This window comes from Ruegeria sp. AI2 (assembly GCF_056541275.1).
Genome location: NZ_JBQFYB010000002.1, coordinates 187,043 through 212,463, shown reverse-complemented (window position 1 = coordinate 212,463; position 25,421 = coordinate 187,043). Strand labels below are relative to the sequence as shown.

Sequence of the window (25,421 nt, the reverse complement as noted above, 5' to 3'; positions counted from 1 at the left end):
GTGGTTAACACACGCCTTTTCAGGCCACTGCCGCAGGTCGGGTGGTCCGCCAACCTTCGGTGTCCCATATCACAGCATTCAAGGATGATTGCAGGTGCAGCGCTTATCCGAACCGGTTGCCGCGCAGCCGTCCGACACCGAACAGCCCTGTCAGCGCCCCAACCAGCAGCAGCCAACTGGCAGGAAGCGGCACGGCCGAGACGTTCACGTCCACCGGCGTTTCTTCGGGCCCTGGCTCATTGCACCACAGCTCGCAGAACTCGGGCCCGGAGTCCTCCACGACCTCCGTCCGTTCAGCCAGAATCTCGGGCAAACGCTTGGGTCCTCCTAGCTCGACAAGACGACGACGTCTTTCCTTACGGCGCGGCTTCTCCTTCGCGAAGACAGGTGTCTTCAACTCGTGTTCAACTTCGAACATGTTGTCGAATTTGAACCCGCCCTCACGCGCGCCCGGCATCGAACCCTCTGTCCCAAACGGAACAGTCAGGGCCTGCGCGGCTCCGGCCCAGCACAACAAGGTTATCGTACAGACAACTTTCATATCCGCCCCCACGGTTGCCTGAAAGTATAGCACCAGATCGCAAATTTTTCAAACATAGTGATTTATGAATAAAAACCGTCTGTTGTGAGCGGAACCCACGCTTAACCGGTCAGAACAACACTGGTCCTGAACACGTGCCTGCAACGAAAAAGTGTCACTCTCCCGCGCAGGCGTGGCACGTAGTGACCGCTCCGGATGGCTAACCGGGAAAGTGTGGGTCCGGGTTTTTCACCGCCGTCGCACGCGTCAACACACAGGGTGATCAGAGCGCCCGTGACGCTGTCAAACACCGCCAAATCAGCCTGAAACCCATCAGCGGATTCTTGTACAAATTGGGCTTTCTGCCCTCTGGCCTCTGTACAATCCGTACAAACCACTCTTGCCACAGGCTTACCTCAATGCCATATGCAAGGTGCTAACGTTTTTCTATTTCGACCTACTGTCTCCTTCTACGGCGCTCAGTCTATCGATCCAGACCTACGACGCCAGGCTGCCGCAACTCCGTGGGCAGCACCAAACAGGAGACACGGATATGCCAGCAGGCACCGTAAAATGGTTCAACACCACCAAAGGCTACGGCTTTATCGCACCCGAAGATGGCGGCAAGGACATCTTCGTCCACATCTCGTCCGTCGAACGCTCGGGCCTGACCGGTCTGGCCGACAACCAGAAAGTCACGTACGAACTGCGTTCGGGTCGTGACGGCCGCGAAAGCGCCGACAACATCCAGCTTGCATAAGCTGTTGAAAGGATGAGGGAAACCCCTCATCCTTTTGTTCAACCGCTGCCGTTTCGGTGGCTGTTTGATCACATCACGGATGCGTGATGCTTGCCCCAGAATTGACCAAATAACATATCATGATGAAACTGACTCTTAGGTTTCATTGGTCAATTGATGAGGGTTTCGATGTTTACACGCCGAGTTTTTCTGGCCGGAACAGCGGCCACGCTGCTGCCGGGCGTTGCCAGCGCCAAGAAGGCGGTCGAGTATGATCCGACACCGCAATTCGTGCGCATCAAAAAGCAGTTTCTGCCCGGGCAGCTGCTGGTCGCCCCCCGTTCATTCTATCTTTACTATGTCACCGAACCACGCAAAGCGATCCGCTATGGCTGCGGCGTCGGCAAGGCAGGTCTGGAATTCACCGGCACCGCTACCATCGATGTGAAGAAGGAATGGCCGACCTGGCGCCCGACCCAAGAGATGATCCAACGCGATCCGGTGGCCTACGCAAAATTCAAGGACAATGACTATGTCCAGCCGGGAGGTGGGGATAACCCTCTCGGCGCGCGCGCGATGTATTTGTTCCAGAACGGTGTCGATACCTATTTCCGAATCCACGGCACGACACAGCCACAAACCATAGGCAGGGCGGTGTCAAACGGGTGCATTCGGATGCTGAATGAACATGTCATCGATCTTTATAACCGGGTCCCCATCGGAACGGTTGTTACGGTCGTCTGATCGCTATCACGGGGATGGCTAACCTTCCCCGCCCGCCTGTGTCACGAGTTGCAGCACGGACGGACCCATTGCGTCGACGATCTTAGCCACCCCTGCCGCATTTGGATGAATGCCGTCCGATTGCATGAAGTGCGACACGGCCCCAGGGTCGCCCTCCGCTGCAAGCCCCTCGAAGAAACTGCTGAAAAACAGGACTTCAAACTCCTGCGCCAGCGCAGGGTACATGCCATCGAATGCCCGCTTGTATTCAGCGCCGTAGTTGCCCGGCGCATGCATTCCGATCAACAAGACAGGAATCTTCGCATCGCGTGCGACCCCAAGGATTTTGCGTAGATTGGCTTGCGAAACAGCAGGATCGATCCCGCGCAACACGTCATTCCCGCCTAAGGCAACGATCATTCCGTCCACATCGGGTGTCAGGGTCCATTCCACCCGTGCGGCACCACCCGCCGTTGTATCACCCGAGACACCGGCGTTGATAACCCGGACATCTGCGCCCTGCGCCTGCAACCAACGGTCAAGCTGGGGAACAAACCCGTTCTCCTCCACCAGCCCGTAGCCTTGCGTCAGCGAATCCCCAAGGGCTGCAATCGCCACCTGTTCGGCTGTGGCCGCAAAACCGCAGAAAACAAATGGACTTGCCATCAAAACCTTGCGCAATACGGTGATCACTCCATATCCCAAAAACCGCTCCTTTATCGGGAAGACCCATGACGCCTGCTGTTCTCGCTCTTCAGAATGCCGCTTTATCGCTGGATGGCAATGCCGGGCGGGTCGATATTTTGCATGATATTACGTTGACCGTGAACAGGGGGGAAACGCTGGGGCTGATCGGGCCATCGGGGTCGGGAAAATCGTCGCTGTTGATGCTGATGGGTGGGTTGGAACAGGCAACAAGCGGTCAAATATTGGCCTTGGATCAGAATTTGACAAGCATGGACGAGGACGCCCTGGCGCGGTTTCGGCGCGACAACATGGGCGTGGTGTTTCAGAATTTCCACCTGATCCCAACGATGACCGCGTTGGAAAACGTGGCGACACCACTGGAACTGGCAGGGCACAAAGATGCGTTTCACCGGGCTGAGACTGAACTGAATGCCGTGGGATTATCGCATCGCCGCGATCATTACCCAGCACAGTTGTCGGGTGGCGAGCAGCAACGAGTTGCCCTGGCGCGCGCATCGGCACCACGCCCCAAGATCTTGCTGGCGGACGAACCGACCGGGAATCTGGACGAGACAAACGGTGCCGCGATCGTTGATCTGCTGTTCGGGCTTCGGCGTAAATATGAAGCGACGCTGGTTCTTGTGACGCACAGCCGTTCACTGGCTGAACGATGTGACCGGGTGATCCGGCTGCGCGACGGCAGGATTGCCGACGAGATACGGCAGGAGGCCGCAGAATGAGCCTTCGGCTCGCCGCGCGGCTGGCCCGTCGAGAGCTGCGCGGGGGCCTGCGCGGGTTTCGCATCTTTCTGGCTTGTCTGGCCTTGGGCGTCGCAGCCATCGCAGCCGTCGGATCGGTGCGTCAGGCGATTCAGACCGGGCTGACCCGCGAAGGGGCATCCCTGCTGGGCGGCGATGCCGAGCTTGAGTTCACTTATCGTTTTGCCACTGAGGCCGAGCGCCTCTGGATGCAACAGGCATCCGAGCAGGTTTCCGAGATCGTCGATTTCCGCTCGATGGCGGTTGTGCCCCGAGCGGCTGGACCCGAACGTGCACTGACCCAGGTCAAATCTGTGGATAAGGCTTACCCGCTGGTCGGATCGGTCAAGCTGGAGCCGGACATCACGCTGGACGACGCCCTGAACGGCAGGGCCGGATTGCCCGGTGCCGTCATGGAACCCGTTCTGATAGACCGGCTTGGTTTGTCGGTCGGTGATCACTTCGCGCTAGGCACGCAAGAGTTCATTCTGATGGCCGCACTTCGGAATGAACCCGACAGCGCCGCGGCTGGTTTTGCCTTGGGGCCTCGTACAATGGTGCGTACCGAAGCGTTGCAGGCATCTGGCCTGCTGGAACCCGGAACGCTTTTTTCGACCAGGTACCGGCTGACCTTGCCCCAAAACGCGAACCTGTCGGAGGTGTCCGCGCGTGCCAGCGCGGCGCTTGAGGGCTCGGGAACGCGCTGGAGCGATGCACGCAACGGCGCGCCGGGCATATCGGAATTCGTCAACCGCCTGAGTGCTTTTCTGGTCCTTGTCGGGTTGTCAGGGCTTGCCGTCGGTGGCATCGGTGTGTCCGCCGCCGTGCGGGCCTATCTGAGCCAGAAAACGGAAACCATTGCGACATTGCGGACATTGGGTGCGGATCGCGCCACCATTTTTCAAACTTACATGATGCAGATCGGGGTGCTGTCCCTGACCGGCATTGTAATTGGGCTGGTGCTGGGCGGGGTGGCTCCGCTTTTGCTGGCGCCGCTGCTGGAATACCGGTTGCCGGTTCCGGCGGTGTTCTCGCTCTATCCGCGACCGCTGATCGAGGCCGCACTTTATGGCTTGCTGACAGCATTTCTGTTCACGCTCTGGCCGCTGGCCAGAACCGAAGATGTGCGCGCCGCAATTCTGTTTCGCGATGCGTTGAGCGCAGCTCGTCCCGTCCCACGGGCGGTTTACGTCGTGGCGACCGGGATTGGATTGGCGTCCCTGATCGCGATTGCGTCCTGGTTCAGCGGCTCTACTCGCCTAACCCTGTGGACCAGTGGCGGACTAGCGGGCGCACTGATCCTGCTGGCGCTCGCCGCCTATGCCATTCGCAAACTGGCACGGGCCGGAACACCTTTGGCGCGGGGCCGCCCTGCCCTGCGATGGGCCTTGTCCGCCATCTCTGATCCGCGTGAAGGCGCGGGGTCGGTGGTTTTGTCACTTGGTCTGGGTTTGTCAGTGCTGGCAGCGGTTGGGCAGATCGACGGCACGCTGCGCAATGCGATCTCCGGCAATCTGCCTGATGTCGCGCCCTCATACTTCTTTGTCGATATTCAAAAAGACCAGATGCCGGGTTTTACCGAACGGCTGCAAACCGATCCGGCTGTCAGCCGCATTGAAAGCGCACCAATGCTGCGAGGGATCATCACTCAGATAAACGGCCGCCCCGCGCGCGAGGTAGCCGGAGATCATTGGGTACTGGAGGGCGATCGCGGCGTCACCTATTCAGCCCTCCCCCCGAAAAATACGCGGGTGACAGCGGGGGAATGGTGGGCAGAGGATTATTCTGGTGCACCACAGATCAGCTTTGCAGCCGAAGAAGCCGAAGAGATGGGTCTGAAACTCGGTGATCAGATAACTGTCAACATCCTGGGGCGGGATATCACCGCAGAGCTGACCTCAACCCGAGAGGTGGATTTTTCCACAGCGGGTATGGGTTTTGTCATGTCGATGAACCCGTCGGCACTGGCGGGCGCGCCACACAGCTTTATTGCGACGGTATATGCAGAAGAACAGGCCGAGGCCGCCATTCTGCGAGATCTTGCAGGCCAGTTCCCCAACATCACGGCCATCCGAGTGCGCGATGCCATTGACCGGGTTTCGGGCCTTTTGGCAGGGATCGCCGCCGCAACCTCGTATGGCGCGGGCGTATCGTTATTGACCGGATTTCTGGTTCTGATCGGGGCGGCAGCCGCCGGTGAACCCGCCCGCAGATACGAGGCGGCAATCCTCAAGACGTTGGGGGCTGACCGTAGCCGCATCTTGCGCAGTTTTGGGCTGCGCTCGGTCTTGCTGGGCGCCGCGGCGGGCTGCGTCGCCTTGCTGGTCGGCATCCTGGGCGGCTGGGCTGTGGCCACGTACATCTTCGACACAGGTTTTACTGTGATCTGGTCTTCGGCCTTTGGCATTGTTCTGGCCGGTATCGGCGTTACGCTCTGCGCAGGTTTCGCCTTCGCACTGCGCCCTCTCTCGGCCCGGCCAGCCCGCATTTTGCGGGCCAGCGACTAAGGTCAGCGTACGCAGGCCACCGGCTGCAACAGCTTCAGCAACGGGTCGTTGTCACAAACCAGCGCATCCAACGACACTTCGTCCAGAGACGCATAAAAAACTTCCGCCGCATCCTGTAATGCCAGCCGCAGCCTACAGGCATCGGTCAAAGGACAGGTGTTATCCGCATCCGCAAAACACTCGGCGATGGGCAAGGCCCCTTCGACATGCCGAAACACCGCGCCGATCCGGATTTGACTTGCCGGGCGTGCCAACGACATACCGCCGTTGCGGCCGCGCTGAGTGCTCAGGTAATTCAACTGGCTTAACTGGTTGATCACCTGAGCCAGATGGTTTTCCGAGATGTTGCAGACTTCGGCGATCTCGGCTTTGGTGACCAGCCGGTCCGGGTGTGCGGCGCAATACATCAACAGGCGCACAGCGATATTCGTCCGTTTGGTAATCCGCATGAGGGCCTCCCTGAATAAAAGATGAAGCCTTATTGCATGTCGCGGAAAAAAGCGGTTTGACATACATCAATCGACCCAAAGGACACCTCTCGCATGGCCGACCCCTATTTCTTTGGCTATGGAAGCCTTGTGAACCTCGCCACACATGATTTCCCCGACCCCCGCCCGGCAAAGCTGAAAGGTTGGAAACGCGCATGGCGTCATACCGATCTGCGCCCGGTCGCGTTCCTGACAGCTGTCCCAGACCCGGAGTCTGAAATTGAGGGAATGATCGCGCATGTCCCAAGGAACGACTGGGCCGCACTAGATGAACGGGAATGGGCGTACGACCGAATTCCTGCGACGCATTCGATTTCACATCCACTGACACATGAAGTTGAAATTGCGGTCTACGCCGTCCCACAGGATCGGCATAACGAGCCCAGCAACCACCACCCACTGCTACTCAGCTACATCGATGTTGTTGTTCAGGGTTACTTGCGGGCGTTCGGAGAAGACGGAGCGGATCGTTTCTTTGAGACCACGACCGGCTGGAACGCCCCGATCTTGAATGATCGCGCCGAACCGCGCTATCCGCGCCACCAGCAACTCAAACCTGCTGAGCGTGATTTTGTCGATGACCGCCTGACCAGTTTGTCGGTTCGGATTGAGCAGCCGGCATAAAAAGGGTCGCGCCTAGGTACGACCCTTTTTGCTGGAATAGTAGCGGTTTACCCGCGCGCGCGGATCACCTGCAGCAACGGCAGCAACGCAGCCATTTCCGGGCCACGCTCTGCACCGGTCAACGCCTTGCGCAGCGGCATGAACAGACCTTTCCCCTTGCGGCCTGTTGCCTCTTTCACGGCATTGGTCCAGGCCCCCCAGGTGTCGCCATCAAACGGGGCTTCGGGCAGCAGCGACATGGCTTCAGCGATGAATTCGCGATCTTCATCCGCAACCAACGGCTCGGCACCATCACGGCACAGATCCCACCACCCTTTGAGGTCGGCCAAAGTGGTGATGTTTTCCCGCGCCATGGCCCAGAACGGTTCAGCCAGTTCGGCTGGTACCCCGGCATCCGCGACAGCATCGGCCACATTCGCCAGCGGCAGCGATTGCAGGTATTTGGCGGTCAGCGGGAACAGGTCCTGCACGTCGAACTTGGTCGGCGCGGCACCAAACCGGCTCACGTCAAAGCCGTCGATCAACTCGGCCATATCCGAGCGCAGCTCGACCGGATCGGACGAACCCAGACGCGCCATCAGGCTCAGCAGTGCCATCGGCTGCACACCCTGTTCACGCAGATCGCGCAGGGCCAGCGTACCCAGGCGTTTCGACAGTGCTTCGCCCTGCGGGCCGGTCAGCAGCGAGTGATGCGCAAAGCGCGGGCAATCCCCACCTAGTGCCTTGATGATCTGAATCTGGGTCGCAGTGTTGGTCACGTGGTCCGAGCCGCGCACGACATCTGTCACGCCCATTTCGGTGTCATCCACCACCGACGCAATCGTATAAAGTACCTGTCCATCACCACGGATCAGCACCGGATCAGAGACCGAGGCCGCATCGATCGAAATGTCGCCCAGAATTCCGTCGGTCCACTCGATCCGTTCGTGATCCAGCTTGAAACGCCAGACACCGTTGCCACGTTCGGCGCGCAGGGCATCCTTCTCGGCATCCGACAGGTTCAGCGCGGCGCGGTCATAAACCGGCGGCTTGCCCATGTTCAGCTGTTTCTTGCGCTTCAGGTCCAGCTCGGTCGGCGTCTCAAACGCTTCATAGAACCGCCCCATCGCGCGCAACTTGTCAGCCGCTTCGGCGTAGCGGTCCAAACGCTCGGATTGACGCTCGACACGATCCCAGTGCAAACCCAGCCATTCAAGATCCTGTTTGATGGCATCGACATATTCCTCTTTCGAGCGTTCGGGGTCGGTGTCATCGATGCGCAGGATGAACGTACCACCCGCCTTGCGGGCGATCAGATAGTTCATCAGGGCGGTGCGCAGGTTGCCCACATGGATGTAACCGGTGGGCGACGGGGCGAAACGGGTGGTTGTCATGGGTGTCTCCTGTTGGCGCGGCTCTTGTCACATGGGCGCGTTTTTGTCCAGCCGCCGCTTGATCCCTCAGGTGATTCAACGCGGTTCCACGGGCCATATCCTGCCAAGGTCGTCCAACCCGGCGCGGATGAGTTCCGACAGAACCTGCATGTCGATATCCGCCAGCGTGTTCACATACAGGCAGGACTTTCCCAGCTTGTGCTTGCCCAACCGGGCCAGAATGCCCCTAAAATCCGCGTAACCCGGCATGATATAGATCACCAGCGCCGACTTGCGCGGGGAAAATCCGGTTGCAAGAAAATCGCCCTCTCGGCCAGAGGCGTAGCGATAGTGATAACGGCCATACCCGACCATCGACGGGCCCCACATGACCGGATCAAACCCGGTGGTGGCCCGAAACAGTTCATCCAGAGCGCGCGCCTCCTCGGCCCGACGTTCTGATTGGACCGAATTAAGGAAATCTTCTACACTTTGATCCGTTGGAACGGTTTTGTTCTGCGATCGCGGCATGAACAAAAATTAACACCTATTGTTCATCCATGCACCCTACGTGGATGTCGTAACATCTGGTCAGAATCTCACACCGTTCTAGTTTTTTCTAAGGTGTTCTGACAGGGAGAACGATAATGACGATCAAACTTACGCGCCGCGCCGCTTTGGGAACTGCTGCCGCCTTGCCGTTTGCCACGGCAGCAGCGCCGGTATTGGCCGCAGGCTCTGACGCCAAGGCCAACTCGACCATCGCCAAATCCTTCAAGGTCGGCGACTTTACCGTCACGACCCTGCTGGATGGCAGCCTGCCGCGTGACGGCGCCAAGGATATCTTTGGCGGTGGCGCGTCTGATGAAGACTTTGCAAAGGTTTCGGCTGAGAACTTTATTCCCGCCGACACCGCCCAGTTCTTCTTTACCCCCTCACTGGTCAACACCGGATCGGAACTGGTGTTGTTCGACACCGGTCTGGGGCAAGGCGGCATTCAAGCCGCTTTGGCCGATGCAGGTGTCAGCCCGGATCAGATCGACGTTGTCGTGCTGACCCATATGCATCCAGACCATATAGGCGGCATGACAACGGATGGCGCACCGACCTTTGCCAACGCACGCTATGTGACCTCGGCAACGGAATACGATTTCTGGTCCGCGCAAGAGGCCGGAAACAATGTCGGTGATCTTGTGGCCGCAAAAGTCACGCCGCTGGCCGAGAAGATGAGCTTTATCGGTGATGGAGAGCAAGTGGCGTCGGGCATAACTGCGGTTGCGGCCCACGGCCATACTCCGGGCCATACGGTCTATCATCTGGAAAGCAACGGACAGCGCCTTCTGCTGACAGCGGATTTGGCCAACCATTACGTGTGGTCCTTTGCCCATCCGGAATGGGAGGTTCGGTTTGACATGGACAAGGCCGCCGCGACAGCCGCGCGCCGTAATGTTCTTGGCATGCTGGCAGCCGACAAGGTGCCGATGGTCGGCTATCACATGCCCTTCCCTGCCGCGGGCTTTGTCGAGACACGAGGCGAGGGCTTCCGCTTTGTTCCGGTCAGCTATCAGATGATGGGCTAAGCCCCTAGTAACCCGGATCCGGTCGCACCTTTGAGCCGTCGGTGAACCGAGACAGGCGGAACGCGGTCGGATCCACACAAGGGGTTGAATCAGTGACAAGGTCAGCCGTCAGGCGGCCGGCGCCGGGCCCGATGCCAAAGCCGTGGCCGGAAAAGCCCGTGGCGATATACATACCCGGCATGTCATCCACGCCCGAGATTACGGGAATGGCGTCGGGGGTAACATCAATCATACCCGCCCAACTTTGGACGATTTCACTGTCCTGCAAGGCAGGGAACCCTTTTCGTGCACTAGCCCAGGCTTGTCGCAAAAACTTCTGCGAAGGTTCAGGATCCAAAACCCGGCACAGCTCGAACGGGGTCACGTCGGTCGGCAACCATTTTCTGTTCTGACGGGCCTCGATAGCCCACTGTTTTGACCAGCGAAAACGAAGGGATTTCCATTCCTGCGCAAAGGCAAAACGAAACTGCAACCCCAGCCGGAAACTGTCTGGCACGATATCGACCGTGTTCTGATGCCCGGACGCGATGGTGTGCCCCCCATCTGCGCGCTTTCGGATCGCAAAATCATCCGACCATAGCGCAGTTTCGGGCCCATCTTTCACCGGAGAGGTCCGCAGAACTGTGTTCAGAACCTTAAGCTGCGGCAGGTTGATACCTGCATTACCCGCAAACAGACGCGACCACGCACCCCCCGCCAAAACCACGCGCCCGCAGGCGACCTTGCCGCGTTCGGTGAATACACCAGCAATACGCCCATCCTGAATGTCCACACTTCGCACAGCGCAGCCTGTCATGATCACAGCACCCAGACGACGTGCGGCTTCGGCGATGGCCGGGGCGGCCCATTGCGGTTCAGCCCGCCCGTCCTGCGGCATGTACAGAGCAGATGTCAGGCCGGTTTCGTGCCCGTGCAACAACTCTGCCAACTCGCGTCCCGACACCATTTTTGCTCCGGTCTGCACTCCTTCCACATGGCGCATCCAACGCTTCAGGTTGACTTCTCCCCGCTTGCCGGACGCGCCGAAAAGAATGCCGGACTGCGCATAGCCGGTATTGCCATCCAGGCGGGCATCAAGGGTCTGCCAGATCCGCAACGCCTCTTGCATCAGGGGAATTTCGCGGGGGTCACGCATGCCCAAACGCACCCACCCCCAATTGCGCGAGCTTTGTTCAGCTGCAATCTGCCCCTTTTCGCACAAAAGGACGGAAGCGCCGCGTTCAGCCAGTTCCAGCGCGGTTGAAACGCCGATTATGCCGCCGCCAACAACGACAACATCAACAGATTTGGGAAGGGCAAGATCGGATTCTACGGGGTTCGGTTTTGGTGCCGTCATAAATACGCATTACTCTGTCGCCTGAACCCGTATGGGGACCAAGACCCAGAAGTTTGGCAACACGAATTGTCGCAACGTCGGCACTATTTTTACGCCTGTGGCCCAGACGCCAATGGCAACGAGAATCCTCAACGCATCACGCTGCGCCGGACAGTTCCGCCCATTTCTGACGCAGCTTCGCGGTCAATCCGGTGTCTTTTTGCACGGTCTGCGCGGTTACGTCCTTCTGCGGCAACAAGCTTGGAAACTCAGCTCGAAGCGACGCTGCTGCCTGTTCGTCGGACAGCCGCTGTTCATTCAGAACACCGGCAATCGCCGCTTCCAGCTTTTCCTCATCCAGCTCCTGCGGCGGAGATTCCATCGTCCGCCGTTTCAAAAGAGCATGATGCGATCCTTGATATTCCTCATACATGTCAAAACCAAACCATTTACTCAGACATCCAACCCCGGATGCGTCACACTTCATCAAAATCAACTCGCGACTTTGAGAATTGCGTCGCACCCGCCCCACATAGGGCAATTTTCAAGCTAAAATGTGGCAGAAAGTTGGCGTCACAACAAGTCAGAGACCGGTTTTAGCGCCCGTGGCAGGCCCAAAACGAGAAATCTGAAAACAATCAAAAGGACGGAAACATTACTGTTTCCAATCCCGCGCGCGAATTGCGACAATCAGGGGCGATCTCGCCAGCGATTCACAATTGGATACCGCCGATCCAGCCAGAACGCGCGGTTGCTCAGGCGCGTGCCGGGGGCGGACTGAAACCGTTTATACTCGCTGATATAGACCAGATGTTCGACCCGCTGTGCATCTGCTTCGTTGTACCCTGCGGCGACACAGTCTGCGATCGATCCGTCCTGATCGACCAGGATCTCAAGTATTCCGTCCAGCACCGGGTAATCCGGCAGGCTATCGCTGTCTTTCTGATCTTCGCGCAGTTCCGCACTGGGCGGTTTGTCGATGACAGAGGGACGGATCACTTCGCCTGCAGGGCCCATCATCCAGTCGCGGTGATTGGCATTGCGCCAGCGGCAGGTTTCGAACACACGGGTCTTGTACAGATCCTTGATCGGATTATAGCCGCCGTTCATGTCGCCATAGATCGTGGCATAGCCCACGGCGACCTCGGATTTGTTGCCGGTGGTCAACAGCATTTCGCCGAACTTGTTCGAGATCGCCATCAACAGCAACCCGCGCAGGCGGGATTGAATGTTTTCTTCTGTCAACCCTTCATCCAGCCCTGCAAACAGCGGTGCCAAAGTGCTGGTGACGGCTGCGCGGCTGTCCGAGATCGGCACGTAGTCATAATGCACGCCCAGCGCTTTGGCGACCGCCTCGGCATCGTCAAGCGAGGCCTGACTGGTGTATTCCGACGGCAGCATCACGCAGCGGACATTTTCGGCCCCGATGGCATCAACTGCAATGGTCGCGACCAGCGCGGAATCGACCCCGCCGGACAAGCCCAGCAGCGCTTTTTTGAAACCGGTTTTTCCCATATAGTCGCGAAGGGACTGCACCATTGCGCGATAGTCCTGCTCCCACTCATCCGGTTGGGGCACGATTTCACCTGATGCGATCCGCCAGCCGTCTTCGCCGCGCTCAAGATCGACTTGCGAGAGCAGTTCGTCAAAAACCGGCATTCGGAACGCCAGTTCCCCGCCCGGGTTCAGGCCAAAGCTGGCACCGTCAAAGACCTGATCATCCTGCCCGCCAACCATATTCAAGTAGATCAGCGGCAAGCCGGTTTCGACCACGCGCGCGACCATATGGTTCAGTCGCACATCGTATTTATCCCGGAAATAGGGCGACCCGTTGGGGATCAACAAAAACTCGGCCCCGGTTTCCTCCAGCGTTTCTGCCACGTCCGGGTGCCAGCTGTCTTCGCAGATCGGGCTGCCAATCCGGAAATTCCCTACCGAATACGGCCCACCCAATGGACCCGCATCATACAAGCGCACTTCGTCGAACACCGTCTCATTCGGCAAGTGGTGCTTCAGAACCTTGCTGGTGATCCGGCCACTCTTCAGGATCAGGTAGGCGTTGTACAGCTTTCCATCGTCGACCCAGGGACCACCAATGGCAATTGCAGGACCTTCAGCGCATTTTGCGGCCAGCGCTTCGACCGCAGCCATGGCTGCGCGGTGGAATACCGGTTTGAGAACCAGATCCTGCGTGTTGTAGCCGGTGATGAACATCTCGGGGAAGGCCACCAGATCCGCGCCCGCTGCCTTGCCTTGTTCCCATGCCGCAACGGCCTTGGCCGCGTTGCCTTCGATATCGCCAACGGTCGGGTTCAGTTGCGCCAGAGTGATGCGGAAACGGTCGGCCATGCTGCCCTCTTGCCTCGTAAGTCCTATTGCCATTTAGCAGATCACCGCGCGAGTAAAAGACCAATGCGGCAAAAGCCGTTGCTCTGCCCGCAACGGTACCTTAGTTTTGCGAAAGAGATATCACCAGCGACGACCGGGCAGACAGGACCAGAAATGAACGTGATCCGAAACTCTATTTTGGCGGCAGGGATGAGCCTGACAGCTGCCACTGCTTTCGCGCAGGACGGGACCGTCATCGTCAAGGATGATGAAGTTGGCGGTGTCTATGAAGGCACTTATGAGAACGGGTTGCGGCACGGGACAGGAACGTATCGGCTGCCGAATGGGTTTGAGTACACGGGGCAGTGGGTAGAAGGCGAGATTCAGGGTCAGGGTACGACACACTACCCCGACGGGTCAGTCTACGAAGGCATGTTCGCCAAGGGTCAGCCCGAAGGGCGCGGCAAGATTATCTATGCCAATGGCAGCAGCTACGAGGGCGATTGGTCCAACGGGTCAATCAACGGCACCGGCATCGCTGAATTCACGAACGGCACGCGCTATGAGGGTGAATTCAGGAACGCCCAGCGACATGGCAAGGGCGTGCTGAGTTTTCCCGACGGATATATCTATGACGGCGACTGGGTCGACGGTGAGCGGCAGGGCAAAGCAAGGATCACCTATGCCGATGGCAGCGTTTACGAGGGCGACGTCAGCGCAGGCATGCGCGATGGCACTGGCACGCAGACGATGCCCGACGGAATGGTGTATTCAGGGGATTGGTCCGGGGACCAGATCACCGGGACGGGCAGCCTGACCTATTCCAATGGCGATGTATACGAAGGCGAACTTCAAGAAGGGCGCCGCCACGGCAAGGGCAAAGTGACCCACGCCCAAGGGGATGTGTACGAAGGCGATTTTGTCGACGACCGTCGCCACGGCAAAGGAACGTTCACCGGAACGGACGGCTTTGTGTATACCGGCGACTGGAACGCCGGGCAGATTGAAGGTCTTGGCGAAGTGACCTATCCGGATGGCTCTGTCTATGTCGGCGATTTTGTTGCCGATCTGGCCGAAGGAAACGGCAGCATCACCTATCCGGACGGATCGACCTATGAAGGCGAATGGATCGCGGGTGTTATCGAGGGTCAGGGCACGGCCACCTATACCAATGGTATAATCTACAAAGGCCAATTCAAAAACGCGCAAAGCCACGGCAAGGGTGTGGTTACGCGCGCAGATGGCTCGGTATATGACGGCGACTGGGTTGAAGGCGTGCGTCAGGGCAAAGGCAAGGCGACCTATTCCGATGGCACGGTCTACACCGGTGATTTCCTGAACGGAAAACGGCACGGCAAAGGGGAAATCGTAACCCCTGCCGGGTTCAAGTATACGGGCGACTGGTCGGACGGAAAAATCAACGGCGTGGGTACCGCCACCTACTCGAACGGGGATGTGTATGAGGGCAGCTTTGTCGACAATAAACGGCAAGGCAGTGGGACGATGCGCTATGCCAACGGCCAGGAGGAAAGCGGTGTCTGGGAAAACGGCGTGTTGCCAGATCAGACCTCGGACCAGCAGAGCGACGCTGACACCCCTGCCCCGCAACCCAACCCTGATGCAAATACTGAGGCAACCGGAACCTCGGACGGGTGAAGGCTCACCACGGGACCCGCTTACCGGCCCAATCATAGAACCCTCCGGTATCAGCGAGCGTTAACCCGCGTATCACGTTCAACAGGTTATCGGCGGCGGCTTCAGGTTCGACGGCAGGATGACGACCTAGGTATTTGTTCGTGAACTCTGTTTTTACCGTGCCGGGGTGAAGGGCGACGCAAATCGCCTGTTTATGTGTTCGGGCCAATTCAATTGCGGCGGTATGGACGACCTGATTGACCGCTGCCTTGGCCGCTCGGTAGCTGATCCAACCACCTATCCGATTATCCCCGATTGATCCCACCCGCGCCGAAAGCACCGCGAATACAGATCGTCTTTGTCGCGGCAACAGATGATACGCGTGGCTTAGCACCAATGCCGGACCAACGGCATTCAACGCAAACTGATCCATCATGGCGTTGGCTGAAATCGCCCGAATGGTCTTTTCCGGCACAGAGCCGTCTATCTCCAAGGCGCCCGAAGCCACCAGAATCAGATCAAACTGACCTGGTAGGTTTTCAAGCTTCAGCATCACCCCGTCCGGATCGGTCAGGTCAAAGCCGTCCTCCGACCGGGACAACCGCGTGACCGAAACGCCCTGCTCAACCAGCCGTCCGGTAACAGCTGCGCCTATCCCGCCAGAAGCACCAATTATCAATGCAGTTTCCATCCATGATCAGCTAGCGGCGCTGTGCAAACAATCAAGGCGGTCGAAACAAGGGCAGTTGCCAGAAGTTCGCGTATTGCAAATTGGTTCTTTTCATTCCCGGCGGGCTCTGTATAACCTCAATCCCATGATCAACCGCGCAGATATCCCTTGTGTCGACACCGCCCTTCGCGGTGCGTCGCTGCGTGGCCTACTGATCCTAATCCGCCTCTGAGCGTGCCATCCGGCGCGCCCGCTCAGAGGAGGACGCCAGCGCGCCATAGGCTTTAGGACAGAAGAAGAAAGAGAACCCCATGACCAACGTGACCGACCAAGACCGCGTCTTGATCTTCGATACCACTTTGCGCGACGGCGAGCAGAGCCCCGGCGCCACCATGACCCATGACGAAAAGCTCGAAATCGCCGAGCTGCTGGACGACATGGGCGTCGATATCATCGAGGCCGGTTTCCCCATCGCGTCCGAAGGCGATTTCAAGGCTGTGACCGAAATTGCACAGCGGTCGAAAAACAGCCGCATCTGCGGTCTGGCCCGTGCAAATTTTGCCGATATCGACCGCTGCTGGGAGGCGGTAAAACACGCCGAGAAGAACCGCATTCACACGTTCATCGGCACTTCGCCGCTGCACCGCGCCATCCCGAACCTGACCATGGACGAGATGGCCGACAAGATCCACGAAACGGTCAGCCACGCGCGCAACCTGTGCGAAAACGTGCAGTGGTCTCCGATGGACGCGACGCGAACCGAATGGGATTACCTTTGCCGTGTGATCGAGATCGCAATCAAGGCCGGGGCAACCACGATCAACATCCCGGATACGGTGGGCTATACCGCTCCGGTGGAAAGCGCGGACCTGATCAAGCGTCTTATCGAAACGGTGCCGGGGGCGGATGACGTGATCTTTGCCACCCATTGCCACAATGACCTTGGCATGGCGACCGCGAACTCGCTGGCCGCTGTGGCAGGTGGTGCCCGCCAAATTGAATGCACCATCAACGGTCTGGGCGAACGCGCTGGCAACACGGCGCTGGAAGAAGTTGTCATGGCACTGCGCACGCGCAACGATATCATGCCGTGGCACACTGGCATCGACACCACCAAGATCATGCACATCTCGCGTCGGGTTGCGACGGTCTCGGGCTTTCCGGTGCAGTTCAACAAGGCAATTGTCGGCAAGAACGCTTTTGCCCATGAAAGTGGCATCCATCAGGACGGGATGCTGAAAAACCGCGAAAACTTTGAAATCATGCGTCCTGAGGACATTGGTCTTTCGGGAACATCCTTGCCGCTTGGCAAACATTCGGGCCGCGCAGCCTTGCGCGACAAGCTCGAAACGCTGGGGTTTGAGGTGGGCGACAACCAGCTCAAGGATATCTTCGTCCGGTTCAAGGATCTGGCAGATCGCAAGAAAGAGGTGTTCGACGACGATCTCATTGCACTGATGACGCTGGACGAGGCTGACGACCACCTGCAACTGGTTTCGATGAAGGTGACTTGCGGCACGGGTGGTCAGGCGGAATCGACGGTCGAGCTGGAGGTTGAAGGCGTGGACAAAACCGCCACTGAACATGGCGACGGCCCGGTGGATGCGACCTTTAAGGCGATCCGTGCGATTTATCCCAACACGGCACGCCTTCAGCTTTATCAGGTTCATGCCGTAACCGAGGGCACGGACGCACAGGCGACGGTTTCCGTGCGCCTGGAAGAGGATGGAATGATCGCAACCGGCCAGTCGGCAAACACCGACACCGTCGTGGCGTCAGCAAAGGCTTATATCCACGCTCTCAACCGCCTGATTGTGCGCCGTGAAAAAGCTGGGCCGGGCGCGGATGCGCGCGAGATCAGCTATAAAGACCTGACGTGATTGCGTAAATCATCCGGGCAACCGCAAGTTTGGTTGCCCGGAAAATCCAACACGACCCACGGTGATGGATTGGGTGCTTTATCCCGACCAGCGTCTCGTCTGCAGCTAAAGCTGCGCGAAAAGCTTGGAAAGGCGGTTCATTTCGTCGCCGATACCGAACGGCGCGTTCACAACAAACATACCTGACCCAATCATCCGGTGCCCCTCACGCGCAGGCGGGAATGTCACTTCGTGGCAAATGGCTTTGGGGTAGTTTCGCGATTTGAGCGCCGCAGTCATCCCGGTATGTCGATTGTCCGTCAGGATCGGGTACCAAAGGGCAATCACGCCCACATTCCACTTGCGGTGCAGCTTGGCGATAATGCCGGGCAAGCGGTCATAATCGACTTTCACCTCGTAACTGGGGTCAATCAGCATCATGCCCCGGCGCGGAGCTGGAGGCAGCAAGGACTGCGCCAGATCGAACCCATCCTGCTGATAGACTTTCGCCCCAAACGGCGACATCGCCAACGACAGGGCCGCAAATTCCTGTGGGTGCAGTTCCGCGAGGTGCAAACTGTCCTGTTCCCGCAACATAGTCGCTGCAATCATCGGCGATCCCGGATAGGCCATGTCGCCGTACCGGGCCTGTACCTGCTTCAGGACCTGCGCCATCGGGTGGTCGGGCCCGAACCACCCTTCCCGCTGTGCACGACCGATCCCTGCCTCTGCCTCTCCTGTCCGAATGGATTCGTCTGCATCCAACCGGTACAACCCACGCCCGGAATGCGTTTCGATATAGCTGAGCGGCTTGTCCTTGCGTGTCAGATAATCCAGCACCCACGCCAGTAAAGCGTGCTTTTGGACATCCGCCAGATTCCCGGCGTGGTAAATGTGTTGATAAGAGAGCATTTTGCCTTCTAAAGTCCCATTCAATAAGGCGGAAAGGTGCTGATTGTCGCGGAATCAGCCCTTTTACCGGGCGTGATGGCACCCTATAAGTCATCCGTCCCGGAACCGTCGAGTCGCGGGCAGTAGAAAACCGACATTACAGGATCAGGGAAAACATGGGGATCTTTGGCAATCTGGGCGGCCTGTTCACAGCGGACATGGCTATCGACCTTGGAACAGCAAACACGCTGGTTTACGTCAAGGGGCGCGGTGTCATCCTGTCTGAACCTTCGGTTGTGGCCTATCACGTCAAGGACGGTGTGAAGAAAGTTCTGGCAGTTGGCGAAGATGCCAAGCTGATGCTGGGTCGGACGCCCGGTTCGATCGAAGCCATCCGCCCCATGCGCGAAGGTGTGATCGCGGATTTTGATACTGCCGAAGAAATGATCAAGCACTTCATCCGCAAGGTGCACAAACGCTCGACCTTCTCGAAACCCAAGATCATTGTCTGCGTTCCCCATGGCGCAACCCCGGTCGAAAAACGTGCAATCCGGCAGTCGGTCCTGTCAGCAGGTGCCCGTCGCGCGGGCCTGATTGCCGAACCGATTGCGGCCGCAATCGGGGCCGGCATGCCGATCACCGACCCGACCGGCAACATGGTTGTTGATATTGGCGGGGGCACTACCGAGGTTGCTGTTCTGTCGTTGGGAGACATTGTCTATGCCCGTTCGGTCCGCGTTGGTGGTGACCGGATGGACGAGGCCATCATTTCCTACCTGCGTCGCCAGCAGAACCTGCTGGTAGGTGAATCCACGGCTGAACGCATCAAGACAACCATTGGTACCGCCCGCATGCCCGACGACGGGCGCGGTCAGTCGATGCATATCCGGGGGCGTGATCTGTTGAACGGCGTGCCCAAGGAAATCGAGATCAGCCAGGCCCAGGTGGCCGAAGCGCTGTCAGAGCCCGTGCAACAGATCTGCGAGGCGGTTATGACCGCGCTTGAGACAACGCCCCCCGATTTGGCTGCGGACATTGTCGACCGTGGTGTGATGCTGACCGGCGGCGGCGCGCTGCTGGGCGATCTGGACCTGGCCCTACGCGAACAGACCGGCCTGGCGGTATCCATTGCGGACGAAAGCCTGAATTGTGTGGCTTTGGGCACCGGCAAAGCACTGGAATATGAAAAACAGCTGCGCCACGCGATTGACTACGAAAGCTAAGGCGCGCACCCTCGGAAGATAGGGTTATGTCGGCGCGAGCAGCACGGGAAGGTAACCTGTGGCAAAAGACCGATCACAGCGCGATGAGTACACGACCCCCCTGCGACGTTTGTTGCTGGGGATCGTTGTGCTGTGCCTGCTTGGTATCTTCCTTCTGTGGCGCATCGACAGCCCGCGCGTTGAACGGTTCCGCGCGCGGATCGTGGATACGGTTGTACCGTCGATGGAATGGGCCATGGTCCCCGTGACTGCCGCCGTCAATCTGGTGCGTGACTTCCAAAGCTATCAGCGCCTGAGCGAGCAGAACCGGGAACTGCGTAGCGAACTGCGCCTGATGCGCGCCTGGAAAGAGGCTGCTTTGCAGCTTGAACAGGAAAACGCGCGACTGCTGGATTTGAACAATGTCCGCCTTGACCCGCGTCTGACTTATATCACCGGCGTTGTCATGGCCGACAGCGGGTCGCCATTCCGGCAATCCGTTCTGCTGAATGTCGGAGAGCGTGACGGGATCGTGGATGGATGGGCCACGATGGACGGCATTGGCCTGGTCGGCAGGATATCAGGTGTTGGCCCTGACACGGCACGCGTGATCCTTGTGACGGATGCCACCAGCGCGATTCCCGCAACCATTCAACCTTCTGGCCAGACCGCGCTAATCAAAGGCGACAACAACCCCGCGCCCGCGGTGGAGTTTCTTGAAAACCGCGAGCTGGTTCGCCCCGGCGACCGGGTGATCACTTCGGGTGATGGCGGCGTGTTTCCTGCGGGCCTGCTGATCGGTCAAATTGCGGCAGATCCCGGGGGGCGCCTGCGGGTCCGCCTGTCGGCAGATTTCGAAAGGCTCGAATTTCTCAGGGTTCTGCGGTTTCACTCGGCTCCGCCCATTCAGGATCCGGGCAGTATAGTCGGGCCCACCCGCCCAGAGGCGGCGCTGACCCCGGATGAGGTCAGCGATGGATAGACCGGCCTCGCAAATCTGGGCCATGCGCAGCCTTTATGCCTTGCTGGCTTTTGCTGTGCTGTTTCTGCATCTGTTGCCGTTGGACGCTCAACCCGATCGTTGGCCTTTTCCCGACGTCCTGATTGCCCTGACTTTTGCCTGGGTGCTGCGGCGGCCCGATTACGTCCCGACTGTATTGGTTGCGCTTGTCATGCTGATGGCCGACTTTCTACTGCAACGTCCACCGGGCCTTTTGGCAGCGCTGACCGTAGTCGGGTCGGCCTATTTGCGGTCAGCGGCGTTGGGTATGAGGGATGCGGGATTTGCCGGAGAATGGATGTCTGTCGGCATTGTGATCACGGCGGTCATTTTGATGAACAGGGTCGTACTATCGGTGATGTCCGTGCAACAGGCCGCATTGGGGCCGGTCGTGATTCAGCTTGTGCTGACGGTCGCTGTCTACCCGTTGGTCGTGTTGCTTAGCCAAAGCGCGTTGGGGGTTCGCCGCATATCCGCTGCTGATGTCAGCGCTGTGGGAAGCCGGGCATGAAACAGCGTAAACCCAAATCCCAGGGCCTTGCCTATAAGCGCCTGCCACGCAGAGCGCTGTTGCTGGGTGGTCTACAGGCGGTGTTCATAGGCGGTCTGGCGGCACGAATGCGGTTCATGCAGGTCGAACAGGCCGACGAATACCGCCTGTTGGCCGAAGAAAACCGTATCAACATCCGGCTTATCCCGCCGACCCGTGGGCGTATCTATGACCGGAACGGCCAGATCATCGGCCAGAACTCACCTTCCTATCGCATCGTCATCGTGCGTGAAGACGCCGATGACGTGGAAAAAGTCATCGCCAAACTGTCGGAACTGATCCCTCTGAACGAAGATGAGATCGAGCGCGCCAGGACTGAAATGCGCCGCTCGGCGCCGTTTCTGCCGGTGACGCTGGCGGATCAGGTTACGTGGGAGGATATCTCGAAGGTTGCGGTCAATGCTCCGGCGCTGCCGGGCGTAACGCCCGAGGTCGGCCTGACACGGCAATACCCACGATACGAGGATTTCGCACATATCGTCGGCTATGTTGGCCCGGTCAGCGACTATGACCTCAGCAAGATAGAAGACCCTGAGCCGGTATTGCGCATTCCAAGGTTCCAGATTGGAAAGGTTGGCCTTGAGGCCAAGCAGGAAATCGAACTGCGCGGCAAGGCCGGTGCAAAGCGGGTCGAGGTCAACGCGACGGGCCGCGTCATGCGCGAGCTTGACCGGCAGGAAGGACAACCCGGCGCAGACCTGCAACTGTCCATCGACGCTGATCTGCAACAATATGCACAGGCGCGACTGGCGGGCGAAAGTGCAGCCGCAGTTGTCATAGACTGCGTAACCGGTGATCTGCGTGCGGTCGCCTCGGCACCCAGTTTTGATCCGAACCTGTTTGTTCGTGGCATTTCGGTCGCCGATTACCGGGCATTGACAGAAGACAAGTACCGTCCGCTAGCGAATAAATCCGTGCAAGGAACTTATCCTCCGGGATCGACCTTCAAGATGGTCACCGCGCTGGCCGCGTTGGAAGCTGGCGTAGTCTCTCCCGGCAACACCGTGTACTGCCCCGGACACCTGAAGGTCGGCAGCCGTCGCTTCCATTGCTGGAAGCGTGGCGGGCACGGAACGGTCGACCTCAACCTTTCGCTGAAACGCAGCTGCGATGTCTATTACTATGACGTGGCTCTGCGGGTTGGCATCGACAAGATCTCTGACATGGCCCGCACTTTGGGACTGGGGGTCAAGCATGACATCCCTATGTCAGCGGTGGCGGATGGGCTGGCCCCCAATCAGGAATGGAAGCAGCGCGCGCACGGTCAGGAGTGGCTTGTGGGCGATACGGCAAACGCGTCCATCGGCCAGGGATTCATGCTGGCTTCACCGCTGCAGCTTTCTGTGATGGCCGCCCGCATCGCCACCGGTCGCGCGGTCACGCCGCGCCTGGTGCGCTCGATCGACGGTGTTGAACAACCCTCGGGCGCCGGAGAACCACTGGGCCTTAATTCTTACAATCTGGAACAGGTCCGCAAGGCCATGTTCTCGGTCTCGAATGACAGGCGGGGAACGGCATATCGAAGCCGCATCATCGCGGATGAGTTCCGGATGGCGGGGAAAACCGGAACCAGCCAGGTTCGAAACATCACCAAAGCAGAACGGGCCGCAGGCGTGATCCGAAACGAGGACTTGCCGTGGGAGCGTCGCGACCACGCGCTGTTCGTTTGCTTCGCACCGTATGACAACCCAAAATATGCCGTGGCCGTGGTTGTTGAGCATGGCGGTGGCGGGTCCACAGCCGCAGCCCCGGTTGCACGCGACATCATGCTGCAAGCTCTTTATGACGGCACTCCGCCGCTTGAGGCATACCCGGTTGCCGACCGCGAACGCATCAAGGAACAGCAAAAACGGCTGGAGGGCGACAAGCGCCCCAAAGCGCGACCGGATGGAAAGGACCGCGCATGAGCTATCTTGAATATGCCGTCAAATCCACGCCGTCGGGGTTTCGCAAGTTCTTGTATATGAACTGGCCGCTGACGTTGCTGCTGATCAGCACCGCCAGCGCGGGCTTTCTGATGCTGTACTCCGTTGCAGGCGGTTCGTGGACGCCCTGGGCCGAGCCGCAAATGGAACGTTTCGGGCTTGGCCTGACAGTGATGTTCATCATCGCACTGGTTCCGATTTGGTTCTGGCGCAACATGTCGGTGCTGGCCTATCTCGGCTCGGTGGCTTTGCTGGTATTTGTTGAACTGTTCGGCACCATCGGCATGGGTGCACAGCGCTGGATCGACCTTGGGTTTATGCGCCTGCAACCCTCAGAGGTCATGAAAGTCACGCTGGTCATGTTGCTTGCAGCTTATTACGACTGGCTTCCCTCGCACAAAACGTCTCGTCCGCTTTGGGTTCTTATTCCGGTTGTCCTGATCATCTTGCCTACCTTGCTGGTTCTGAAACAGCCCGATCTTGGCACATCCATCCTGCTTCTGGCCGCAGGAGGTGGGTTGATGTTTCTGGCAGGGGTTCACTGGGCCTATTTTGCCGCCGTTATTGCTGCTGTCGTGGGCCTGATCGCCGCTGTGTTCAACAGCCGTGGGACCGACTGGCAATTATTGAAGGACTATCAGTTTCGGCGCATCGACACCTTTCTGGACCCGTCCACCGACCCATTGGGGGCCGGATACCACATTACCCAGTCCAAGATTGCCTTGGGGTCCGGGGGATGGAACGGGCGTGGTTTCATGCAAGGCACGCAGTCCCGCCTGAACTTCCTGCCCGAGAAGCATACCGATTTCATTTTCACGACGTTGGCCGAAGAGTTCGGATTTGTCGGGGGAACGACCCTGTTGACCCTTTATGCCTTGATTCTGGTTTTCTGCATGGTCACGGCCCTGGCAACCAAGGACCGGTTTTCATCTCTGGTCACGCTGGGTATCGCGCTGAACTTCTTCCTGTTTTTTGCCGTCAACATGTCAATGGTAATGGGCATGGCCCCTGTCGTGGGTGTACCACTGCCAATGGTCAGCTATGGTGGCTCGGCCATGCTGGTTCTGATGGCAGCCTTTGGCATCGTCCAAAGCGCCCATATTCACCGCCCCCGTTGATCTGAAAGGGCTCTGATGTCTGTGAACGTCCTGTTTTCCGCGCGCCCTGCCCTTTGGCCGGTGTATCAGCCGCTGCTGACACAATATCTTGATGAGGCGGGTCTGGACGTCCAGCTAGGAACCGAGTTCGAACCGGATCAGGTCGATTACGTTGTTTACGCCCCAAACGGAGGGGTACAGGATTTCAGACCTTTCACGCGCCTGAAAGCGGTGCTGAGCCTTTGGGCCGGTGTCGAAAAAATCGTGGGTAACGAAACACTGATCGTTCCATTGGCGCGGATGGTGGATCACGGTCTGACGCAAGGCATGATCGAGTGGGTGGTTGGCCACGTGTTGCGCTACCATCTGGGGATGGACCGGCACATCACGGTACAGGACGGTGTCTGGACCCCAGATGTCCCACCGCTGGCGCAAGAGCGCAACGTTTGTATTCTGGGGCTTGGAGCATTGGGCGAAGCGGTGGCCCGCGCGCTGACCGCGCTTGAGTTTCGGGTCTTGGGCTGGAGCCGTACAGCTAAGGACATCCCCGGTGTAACCTGCCTGCATGGTGCCGAAGGGCTGCGCCAGGCGCTTTCTCACGCCGAAATCGTAGTCTTGTTGCTGCCCGATACGCCTGCCACTGAAAACGCGCTGAATGCGGAAACGCTGGCCCTGCTTCCCAAAGGTGCGCGTATCATCAACCCGGGACGCGGGCCGCTGATTGATGATGATGCACTATTGGATGCCCTGAACTCGGGCCAGGTGGGCCACGCAACGCTGGATGTGTTCCGTGTCGAGCCCTTGCCCACCAATCACCCCTATTGGGCGCATCCGAATGTCACCGTGACCCCGCATATCGCGTCCGAGACCCGCCCGATCACTGCCGCACAGGTCATTTGCGAAAACATCCGGCGCGGGGAATCCGGCGAGCCCTTTGTGCACCTGGTCGACCGCACGCTGGGCTACTGACG

General features: G+C 58.7%; 24 protein-coding genes. 14 read left to right on the top strand and 10 right to left on the bottom strand.

Translation table 11 applies throughout. The annotated features are described in order from the left end of the window. Nucleotides 1-103 precede the first annotated feature (103 nt). Nucleotides 104-574: a hypothetical protein gene (locus ACR0LL_RS08525; protein ID WP_480585697.1), complete on the bottom strand. Its 471-nt coding sequence runs from the start codon at nt 572-574 to the stop codon at nt 104-106. 499 nt (nt 575-1,073) lie between these two features. Between ACR0LL_RS08525 and ACR0LL_RS08520 the strand changes: the two genes are divergently transcribed. Then, nucleotides 1,074-1,280, top strand: a complete 207-nt coding sequence (locus tag ACR0LL_RS08520; protein ID WP_209506380.1) for a cold-shock protein — start codon at nt 1,074-1,076, stop codon at nt 1,278-1,280. 168 nt (nt 1,281-1,448) lie between these two features. Next, entirely contained in the window at nt 1,449-2,003 is a 555-nt protein-coding gene (locus tag ACR0LL_RS08515; RefSeq protein WP_267367020.1) for a L,D-transpeptidase, read from the top strand. A gap of 18 nt (nt 2,004-2,021) precedes the next feature. On the opposite strand, the gene ACR0LL_RS08510 is transcribed toward ACR0LL_RS08515, so the two are convergent. Continuing rightward, nucleotides 2,022-2,648 (bottom strand): arylesterase, encoded by a 627-nt coding sequence (locus tag ACR0LL_RS08510; RefSeq protein ID WP_480585852.1) that lies wholly within the window; start codon nt 2,646-2,648, stop codon nt 2,022-2,024. Nucleotides 2,649-2,713: 65 nt separating this feature from the next. On the opposite strand from ACR0LL_RS08510, the gene ACR0LL_RS08505 reads away from it, so the two are divergent. After that, nucleotides 2,714-3,409, top strand: a complete 696-nt coding sequence (locus ACR0LL_RS08505) for an ABC transporter ATP-binding protein (protein WP_480585693.1) — start codon at nt 2,714-2,716, stop codon at nt 3,407-3,409. Continuing rightward, entirely contained in the window at nt 3,406-5,934 is a 2,529-nt protein-coding gene (locus ACR0LL_RS08500; RefSeq protein WP_480585690.1) for an ABC transporter permease, read from the top strand. Before ACR0LL_RS08505 ends, ACR0LL_RS08500 begins: the two co-directional genes overlap by 4 nt. 2 nt (nt 5,935-5,936) lie before the next feature. On the opposite strand, the gene ACR0LL_RS08495 is transcribed toward ACR0LL_RS08500, so the two are convergent. Beyond that, on the bottom strand, nt 5,937-6,383 hold the full coding sequence (locus ACR0LL_RS08495) for an RrF2 family transcriptional regulator (protein WP_267366061.1): 447 nt from the start codon (nt 6,381-6,383) through the stop codon (nt 5,937-5,939). Nucleotides 6,384-6,476: 93 nt separating this feature from the next. Here ACR0LL_RS08495 and ACR0LL_RS08490 point away from each other — a divergent pair, with 93 nt between their 5' ends. Then, nucleotides 6,477-7,046 (top strand): gamma-glutamylcyclotransferase family protein, encoded by a 570-nt coding sequence (locus ACR0LL_RS08490; protein WP_480585688.1) that lies wholly within the window; start codon nt 6,477-6,479, stop codon nt 7,044-7,046. Nucleotides 7,047-7,093: 47 nt separating this feature from the next. Here the strand turns inward: ACR0LL_RS08490 and gltX are convergent, their stop codons facing one another. Next, nucleotides 7,094-8,419 carry a glutamate--tRNA ligase gene (gltX, locus tag ACR0LL_RS08485; RefSeq protein WP_480585685.1) on the bottom strand — a complete coding sequence of 442 codons (1,326 nt, stop codon included), beginning with the start codon at nt 8,417-8,419 and terminating at the stop codon, nt 7,094-7,096. Nucleotides 8,420-8,494: 75 nt separating this feature from the next. After that, nucleotides 8,495-8,929 carry a DUF1801 domain-containing protein gene (locus tag ACR0LL_RS08480; protein WP_480585682.1) on the bottom strand — a complete coding sequence of 145 codons (435 nt, stop codon included), beginning with the start codon at nt 8,927-8,929 and terminating at the stop codon, nt 8,495-8,497. 116 nt (nt 8,930-9,045) lie between these two features. Between ACR0LL_RS08480 and ACR0LL_RS08475 the strand changes: the two genes are divergently transcribed. Then, nucleotides 9,046-9,978 carry an MBL fold metallo-hydrolase gene (locus ACR0LL_RS08475; RefSeq protein WP_480585680.1) on the top strand — a complete coding sequence of 311 codons (933 nt, stop codon included), beginning with the start codon at nt 9,046-9,048 and terminating at the stop codon, nt 9,976-9,978. 4 nt (nt 9,979-9,982) lie between these two features. Here ACR0LL_RS08475 and ACR0LL_RS08470 read toward each other — a convergent pair whose 3' ends face one another. The 3 genes from ACR0LL_RS08470 to ACR0LL_RS08460 form a co-directional block, all read right to left on the bottom strand. Then, nucleotides 9,983-11,314, bottom strand: coding sequence for an NAD(P)/FAD-dependent oxidoreductase (locus tag ACR0LL_RS08470; protein WP_480585678.1), 1,332 nt, complete (start codon nt 11,312-11,314; stop codon nt 9,983-9,985). Between the two features lie 136 nt (nt 11,315-11,450). After that, complete coding sequence (locus ACR0LL_RS08465) at nt 11,451-11,675, bottom strand: hypothetical protein (RefSeq protein ID WP_245220582.1); 225 nt, start codon at nt 11,673-11,675, stop codon at nt 11,451-11,453. A 308-nt stretch (nt 11,676-11,983) separates the two neighbouring features. Further along, nucleotides 11,984-13,642 carry an NAD+ synthase gene (locus ACR0LL_RS08460; protein WP_480585675.1) on the bottom strand — a complete coding sequence of 553 codons (1,659 nt, stop codon included), beginning with the start codon at nt 13,640-13,642 and terminating at the stop codon, nt 11,984-11,986. A 153-nt stretch (nt 13,643-13,795) separates the two neighbouring features. Here ACR0LL_RS08460 and ACR0LL_RS08455 point away from each other — a divergent pair, with 153 nt between their 5' ends. Continuing rightward, nucleotides 13,796-15,277, top strand: coding sequence for an MORN repeat-containing protein (locus ACR0LL_RS08455; RefSeq protein ID WP_480545929.1), 1,482 nt, complete (start codon nt 13,796-13,798; stop codon nt 15,275-15,277). Between the two features lie 4 nt (nt 15,278-15,281). On the opposite strand, the gene ACR0LL_RS08450 is transcribed toward ACR0LL_RS08455, so the two are convergent. After that, a complete protein-coding gene (locus ACR0LL_RS08450) occupies nt 15,282-15,947 on the bottom strand; it encodes an SDR family NAD(P)-dependent oxidoreductase (protein WP_480545928.1) in 666 nt (221 codons plus the stop codon). Between the two features lie 290 nt (nt 15,948-16,237). Here ACR0LL_RS08450 and ACR0LL_RS08445 point away from each other — a divergent pair, with 290 nt between their 5' ends. After that, nucleotides 16,238-17,806 (top strand): 2-isopropylmalate synthase, encoded by a 1,569-nt coding sequence (locus tag ACR0LL_RS08445; RefSeq protein ID WP_267365497.1) that lies wholly within the window; start codon nt 16,238-16,240, stop codon nt 17,804-17,806. Nucleotides 17,807-17,911: 105 nt separating this feature from the next. On the opposite strand, the gene ACR0LL_RS08440 is transcribed toward ACR0LL_RS08445, so the two are convergent. Then, nucleotides 17,912-18,697: a 23S rRNA (adenine(2030)-N(6))-methyltransferase RlmJ gene (locus tag ACR0LL_RS08440; protein WP_480585671.1), complete on the bottom strand. Its 786-nt coding sequence runs from the start codon at nt 18,695-18,697 to the stop codon at nt 17,912-17,914. Between the two features lie 155 nt (nt 18,698-18,852). Between ACR0LL_RS08440 and ACR0LL_RS08435 the strand changes: the two genes are divergently transcribed. From ACR0LL_RS08435 to ACR0LL_RS08410, 6 genes are read left to right on the top strand one after another with little or no spacing between them, the layout of a single operon-like run. Next, nucleotides 18,853-19,899, top strand: coding sequence for a rod shape-determining protein (locus ACR0LL_RS08435; protein WP_039523195.1), 1,047 nt, complete (start codon nt 18,853-18,855; stop codon nt 19,897-19,899). Nucleotides 19,900-19,957: 58 nt separating this feature from the next. Next, nucleotides 19,958-20,860 carry a rod shape-determining protein MreC gene (mreC, locus tag ACR0LL_RS08430; RefSeq protein WP_209506411.1) on the top strand — a complete coding sequence of 301 codons (903 nt, stop codon included), beginning with the start codon at nt 19,958-19,960 and terminating at the stop codon, nt 20,858-20,860. Further along, complete coding sequence (locus ACR0LL_RS08425) at nt 20,853-21,389, top strand: rod shape-determining protein MreD (RefSeq protein WP_480483238.1); 537 nt, start codon at nt 20,853-20,855, stop codon at nt 21,387-21,389. Before mreC ends, ACR0LL_RS08425 begins: the two co-directional genes overlap by 8 nt. Further along, the gene (mrdA, locus tag ACR0LL_RS08420; protein ID WP_480585668.1) at nt 21,386-23,335 is read left to right on the top strand and encodes a penicillin-binding protein 2; all 1,950 of its coding nucleotides are present in this window, start codon (nt 21,386-21,388) and stop codon (nt 23,333-23,335) included. The genes ACR0LL_RS08425 and mrdA overlap by 4 nt, the downstream gene beginning before the upstream one ends. After that, a complete protein-coding gene (gene rodA / locus ACR0LL_RS08415; RefSeq protein WP_209506418.1) occupies nt 23,332-24,471 on the top strand; it encodes a rod shape-determining protein RodA in 1,140 nt (379 codons plus the stop codon). The genes mrdA and rodA overlap by 4 nt, the downstream gene beginning before the upstream one ends. 15 nt (nt 24,472-24,486) lie before the next feature. Then, the gene (locus ACR0LL_RS08410) at nt 24,487-25,419 is read left to right on the top strand and encodes a 2-hydroxyacid dehydrogenase (RefSeq protein ID WP_480585665.1); all 933 of its coding nucleotides are present in this window, start codon (nt 24,487-24,489) and stop codon (nt 25,417-25,419) included. Nucleotides 25,420-25,421: the final 2 nt, after the last annotated feature.